The following is a 4682-nucleotide window of genomic DNA, read 5'->3' as shown; positions in this document are numbered from 1 at the left end:
GAAGAGAGAGAGATAGATATGGGAAAATGTGTGGGGCTGGCGGCCGGTGCGGGGCCGGCGGCAGGTGCGGGGCCGGCGGCAGGCGCGGGCCCGGCGGCGGGGCCGGCCGTGGCTGGTGCCGGGGCCTCGGCTGCTGTCGACGGGTGGGAGCGTGTGCCGCGGGTGATCGGCGAGCCCGGGTCCGACGTCACCCCCGCCCCCGCCGATCGTGGGCTGTCCGCCAGGTGGTCACGACCGGTCGGCAGCATCGTGGTGGTCGGCGCGGTCGTCACGGCGCTCCTCGGACCGACGGCGTACTCGATCGACACGGTGACGACCGCGCACACCGGTTCGCTGCCGTCGGCCGGGCCGACGGTCGCGGGCGCCGGCTTCGGCGGTGGCGGGCGCGGTGGGTTCGGTGGCGGACGCGGTGGGTTCGGTGGTGGCGGGACCGCCGGTGGCGGGACCGCCGGTGGTGCGACCGGGACCAACGGTGGTGTTCCGGGAGGCGCGGGTGGCGCTGGCGGCACCGGTGGACCCGGTGGGGCGGGTGCGCCCGGCGGGACCGGCACCGGGACGGGTGGCGGCACCGGGACCGGCACCGCGCCGGGTGGCGGCACCGGGACCGGCACGGGTGCGGGTCGTGCGGGTGGTGGCGGGTTCGGCGGTGCCGGTGGGCTGCTCGGCGGATCGACCGAGATCTCCTCGACGCTGCGGAAGGCGCTCCTGGAGGACGCCGACGACTACACCTGGGTGGCCGCGACCATCGGGTCGAACAGCGCCGCGACCTACCAGCTCGCGACCGGCGCCTCGGTGATGCCGATCGGCGGCTTCAACGGCTCGGACCCGTCACCGACCCTCGCCGAGTTCGAGGCGGACGTGGCTGCGGGGAAGATCCACTACTTCATCGCCGGCAGCGTCGGGCAGTCGAACGGCGGCAGCGATGCGGCGTCGAAGATCTCGGCGTGGGTGGAGTCGAACTTCACCGCGTCGACCATCGGCGGGGTCACGGTCTACGACCTCACGGCGGGCTAGGGTCGAGGGGTGCTCGGAGCGGACGACCACCTCGACCCCGCGCCCCGTCGTGTCCTCGTCGCCGGCACCACGGGTGTCGGGAAGACCACCACGGCGGGGCGGATCGGCCGGGTCCTCGGCCTCCCGCACACCGAGATCGACTCGCTCTACCACGGGCCCGGCTGGGTCCCGCGGGACACCTTCGTCGCCGACGTCGAGCGGTACACGAGCGAACCCGCATGGGTGACGGAGTGGCAGTACACGTCCGTCCGGGCGATGCTGGCCGAGCGTGCGGACACGCTCGTGTGGATCGACCTGCCGACGGCCCAGGCACTCTGGCGGCTCCTGCGTCGGACGCTCCACCGTCGGTTCCGACGCATCGAGATGTGGAACGGCAACACCGAACCGTCGCTGTGGACGTTCTTCACCGACCGCGGGCACATCGTGCGGTGGGGCATCAGTACCCGCAACGACTCGCGCCGCCGAGTGCCGGCGCTCGTCGAGACCGCGCCGCACCTGCGCATCGTCCACCTGCGGTCGCAGCGGGAGGTCGACCGGTTCGTGCAGCACCTCGGCGAGGGTCGCGGATAGAATCGGGGCCGTCCGCCTCCGTAGCTCAGTGGATAGAGCAGGTGGTTTCTACCCACCGTGCCGCGGGTTCGATTCCTGCCGGGGGCACCCACGACGAAGGCCGCCGTCCATCAGGACGGTGGCCTTCGCGCGGTTCGGTGAGCGCCTACTCGTCGTCGTCGGCAGCGCGGCGACGGAGCTCGCTCGCGCTGATCGGCTGGGTGTAGGGCGCCTCGGAGGTCTCGTCGGCGTCCGCGGGTTCGGCGGGGCCACCGGCGATGCGGGTCGGGATCGACCGGGTCTGCGCTGCGGTCGGGCCGTCGGCCGCGCGGGCGTCGCCGCCCGTAGTGCGGTTGACGTGCGCGTCCGCCGAGGTCGGCTGCGCGACCGGCGGCGGGACGGGAGCGCCGGCGCCGCGGGCGGCAGGCTCCTGGTCGCCGGACTCGCCGACGTCGTTCGACCGCGCCCCGTTCGACCGCGCTCCGTTCGATCGTGTGTCGTCCGACCGCGTGTCGTTCCCACGGGCCGTCGGACCCGCGACGGGAGCAGCGCTGCCCGCTGCGGACCCGTCCGTCGTGGTCCCGCGTGCACCGGAGGGGCGGACGTCGTCCACCGCGTCCGCGTTGTCGGCGTCCGGAGCGCCGACGGAGCTCGGGTTCCGTCCGGAGACGGGGGAGGCGGGGGATCCGAGCGGTGCCTGCGTCGGGGCGCCGGCAGCGGGCCCGGCCCCGGCAGGACGCGTGGCGTCGTCCCCGTACGCTCGGGTCGCCCCGTCCCCGTACGCCCGGGTCGCCCCGTCCCCGTACGCGCGGGTCGCGCCGTCGCCGTACGGCCGCGTGGTGGACGCGTCCGAGATCGGGGTCGTCCGGTTGCTCGAGGTGTCCGAGATGGGGGTGGTCGCGTTCGGGTCGACCGGCGCGGAACCGCCGCGGGTCACCGAGAACCCGGCACCCGCCGACGGCGCGGACGTGCTCCCGGCACCGGCAGCGGCACCCGGCGCGGGACGGAGCGAGGTCGTCGTCGGTGTCGGACGCTCGGCCGGAGCCGCCGCGGTCGGGCCGGCGTCGGCGGAGCGCGAGGCGCTCGCCTGGTCGGCGTTCCAGTCCTGCTGCCTGGTGATGAGTTCGGCGTCGGGATCGGGCGAGTCGAACTTCCAGCGCTCGAGGTCGCTCTTGAACAGCTTGCGCGCACGGTTCGGACGCGCCTGCCACTCGAGGATGCGGTCACGGAACTCGGCGAGGGACTGTTCCGCCTGGAAGCTGAACGTCGAGGAGTTCTTCTTGATGTCGGCGATCTCGTGCTGGGTCCAGTTCGCCGCGAGGGGCGCACCCGAGACGGGCAGCAGCCGCAGTCGGATGTCGGCGTCCTCGGCGAGGTGGTCCGCGTAGGCGCGCTCATCGTGCCCGAGGGAACCCCAGGTCGCCGCCTTGCGTGCAGCCGAGACGATGCCCGCGACGGCCGCGTTCCGGGCTTCGCGTTCCTGCATCGTCACGACCCGCTTGGTCGCCCCGCGTCCGATGAGCGCCGCGACGATGCCCGCCACGACGATCGCGACGAACGGGATGAGCGCGCCGGAGATCACGCGCCAGCCGTCGTCGGACGAGATCCAGTCGCTCAGGTCGTTCCACCAGTTCATGCGCGCACCCTACTCACGGAACGGTCAGGTATCGGGGAGGCCGGGCGGCGTTCCGCGGACCGGGTGTTCCCCGCGCGCTGGCCGATCCGCCGGCTCGGACTCATCCCCAGCGCAGGCAGTCGACCGCGTCGTCGGCCGACCACACGTTCGGGAGCTCGACGAAGCGCCGTTCGGTCGACACGTACCGCCGCGCGCGGTAGGCCGTGCCCCCGGCGACGTCCACGCGGTCCACGTACCCGACGATCTCCCCGTTCGCCCGGGTCACGCGGCTGAGGTCGTCGCGGACGTCGAGGATCCGGAGGTCGCCGCGCGAGCGGGCAACGGGTGCGGTGCGGATCCTGAGGACGGGTTCGTTCGTCGTCTGCATCGTCGTGCCTCCTGCTCGTCGGTGTGTGTCCGACGGTACGGCCGACCACCGACACGCCGGGCGCCACCGGGCGTTCTGTGCACGGGCATCGCGAGCGTGCGCATCGTGGAGGACCTGTGCCCCGGTCGCGGGTCGCTCAGAGGCGCGCGCGGTACGGTGACGCCATGACCACGTTCGTGCTCGCAGGTGGATGTTTCTGGTGTCTCGACGCCGTGTACCGCACGCTCCAGGGCGTGCAGGACGTGGTGTCGGGCTACGTCGGCGGGGCGGTGGCCGACCCGTCCTACGAGCTGGTCTGCACCGGCACGACCGGTCACGCCGAGGCCGTCGCGGTCACGTTCGACGAGGCGGTCATCCCGGCCGACGTCATCCTCGACGTGTTCTTCACGCTCCACGACCCGCGTCAGCTGAACCGGCAGGGCGCCGATGTCGGCACGCAGTACCGCTCGGCGATGTTCCCGGCGGACGAGGACCAGAAGGCGCTGTTCGAGCGGGCGATCGCGCGCGCCTCGGACATCTGGGACGGCGGCATCGTGACGACCATCGAGCCGCTCGGTACCTTCTACCGTGCGGAGGAGTACCACCAGGACTTCTTCGCGAAGAACCCTGGTCAGGGCTACTGCCTCGCAGTGGCGCTGCCGAAGGTGAACAAGGTCCGCAAGGCCTACAGTCAGTACATCCTGGCGTCCTGAGACTCCGGACGTCGGGGCCACGAGGAGGTGGTCGAACGATGACGAACAACACCGGGACCTGGGTCGCGGTCGGACCAGCGGGAGCGGTCGGCAGCATCCACCGAGCCGACGGAGGGTTCCGCGTCGAGCTCTACGGGCGGAGCGCGGGTGGCGGGACGTACCCGTCCCTCGAGTCGGCGAAGGGCGCGGTGCACGCGGCCCTCGGCCCGCTGGCGGACCGTCCGGAGTTCCGCGCGCACTGACCGCGTTCCGGCCAGGAGGCGCGGGGGACTCGTCCTCCACAGCGCACCTCTCCGAGTCGACCAGTCACAGATCGAGTCCCGGGGGGGGGGGGGGGGCCCGGGGGCGCGGAGGGGCGCCCCCCGCACACCACCCAAACCCCCCGCACTTAAAAAAAAAACAAACACCCCGCCCGGGTGTAAAA

The 4682-nt window shown here is 72.9% G+C and carries 6 protein-coding genes and 1 tRNA gene; 5 read left to right on the top strand and 2 right to left on the bottom strand.

Annotated features, from left to right (window positions below):
• The first annotated feature begins 162 nt into the window (after positions 1-162).
• From ACNQOV_RS18090 to ACNQOV_RS18080, 3 genes are all read left to right on the top strand, one after another.
• Positions 163-1014 carry a hypothetical protein gene (locus ACNQOV_RS18090; RefSeq protein ID WP_416405921.1) on the top strand — a complete coding sequence of 284 codons (852 nt, stop codon included), beginning with the start codon at positions 163-165 and terminating at the stop codon, positions 1012-1014.
• A 9-nt stretch (positions 1015-1023) separates the two neighbouring features.
• A complete protein-coding gene (locus ACNQOV_RS18085) occupies positions 1024-1584 on the top strand; it encodes an AAA family ATPase (protein WP_402264221.1) in 561 nt (186 codons plus the stop codon).
• A 14-nt stretch (positions 1585-1598) separates the two neighbouring features.
• Positions 1599-1671 (top strand) — tRNA-Arg (locus ACNQOV_RS18080).
• A 58-nt stretch (positions 1672-1729) separates the two neighbouring features.
• On the opposite strand, the gene ACNQOV_RS18075 is transcribed toward ACNQOV_RS18080, so the two are convergent.
• Together ACNQOV_RS18075 and ACNQOV_RS18070 are read right to left on the bottom strand one after the other, a co-directional pair.
• On the bottom strand, positions 1730-3199 hold the full coding sequence (locus ACNQOV_RS18075; RefSeq protein ID WP_416396304.1) for a hypothetical protein: 1470 nt from the start codon (positions 3197-3199) through the stop codon (positions 1730-1732).
• A gap of 100 nt (positions 3200-3299) precedes the next feature.
• Entirely contained in the window at positions 3300-3566 is a 267-nt protein-coding gene (locus tag ACNQOV_RS18070; protein WP_416396302.1) for a hypothetical protein, read from the bottom strand.
• A gap of 164 nt (positions 3567-3730) precedes the next feature.
• Between ACNQOV_RS18070 and msrA the strand changes: the two genes are divergently transcribed.
• Positions 3731-4258, top strand: a complete 528-nt coding sequence (msrA, locus tag ACNQOV_RS18065) for a peptide-methionine (S)-S-oxide reductase MsrA (protein WP_402264215.1) — start codon at positions 3731-3733, stop codon at positions 4256-4258.
• 38 nt (positions 4259-4296) lie between these two features.
• On the top strand, positions 4297-4500 hold the full coding sequence (locus ACNQOV_RS18060) for a hypothetical protein (protein WP_070416606.1): 204 nt from the start codon (positions 4297-4299) through the stop codon (positions 4498-4500).
• The last annotated feature ends 182 nt before the right edge of the window (positions 4501-4682 follow it).

It is taken from the genome of Curtobacterium sp. LFS084 (genome assembly GCF_047977705.1).
In the GTDB taxonomy this organism is placed as follows: Bacteria; Actinomycetota; Actinomycetes; order Actinomycetales; family Microbacteriaceae; genus Curtobacterium.
The sequence above is the reverse complement of the archived record's forward strand: the minus strand, read 5'-3'. Positions and strand labels throughout refer to the sequence as shown.

Excerpts from the sequence above, each read along its gene's own strand:
- ACNQOV_RS18075 (WP_416396304.1), bottom strand. The coding sequence starts at position 3,199 with ATGAACTGGTGGAACGACCTGAGCGACTGGATCTCGTCCGACGACGGC.
- ACNQOV_RS18070 (WP_416396302.1), bottom strand. The coding sequence starts at position 3,566 with ATGCAGACGACGAACGAACCCGTCCTCAGGATCCGCACCGCACCCGTT.
- msrA (WP_402264215.1), top strand. The coding sequence starts at position 3,731 with ATGACCACGTTCGTGCTCGCAGGTGGATGTTTCTGGTGTCTCGACGCC.
- ACNQOV_RS18060 (WP_070416606.1), top strand. The coding sequence starts at position 4,297 with ATGACGAACAACACCGGGACCTGGGTCGCGGTCGGACCAGCGGGAGCG.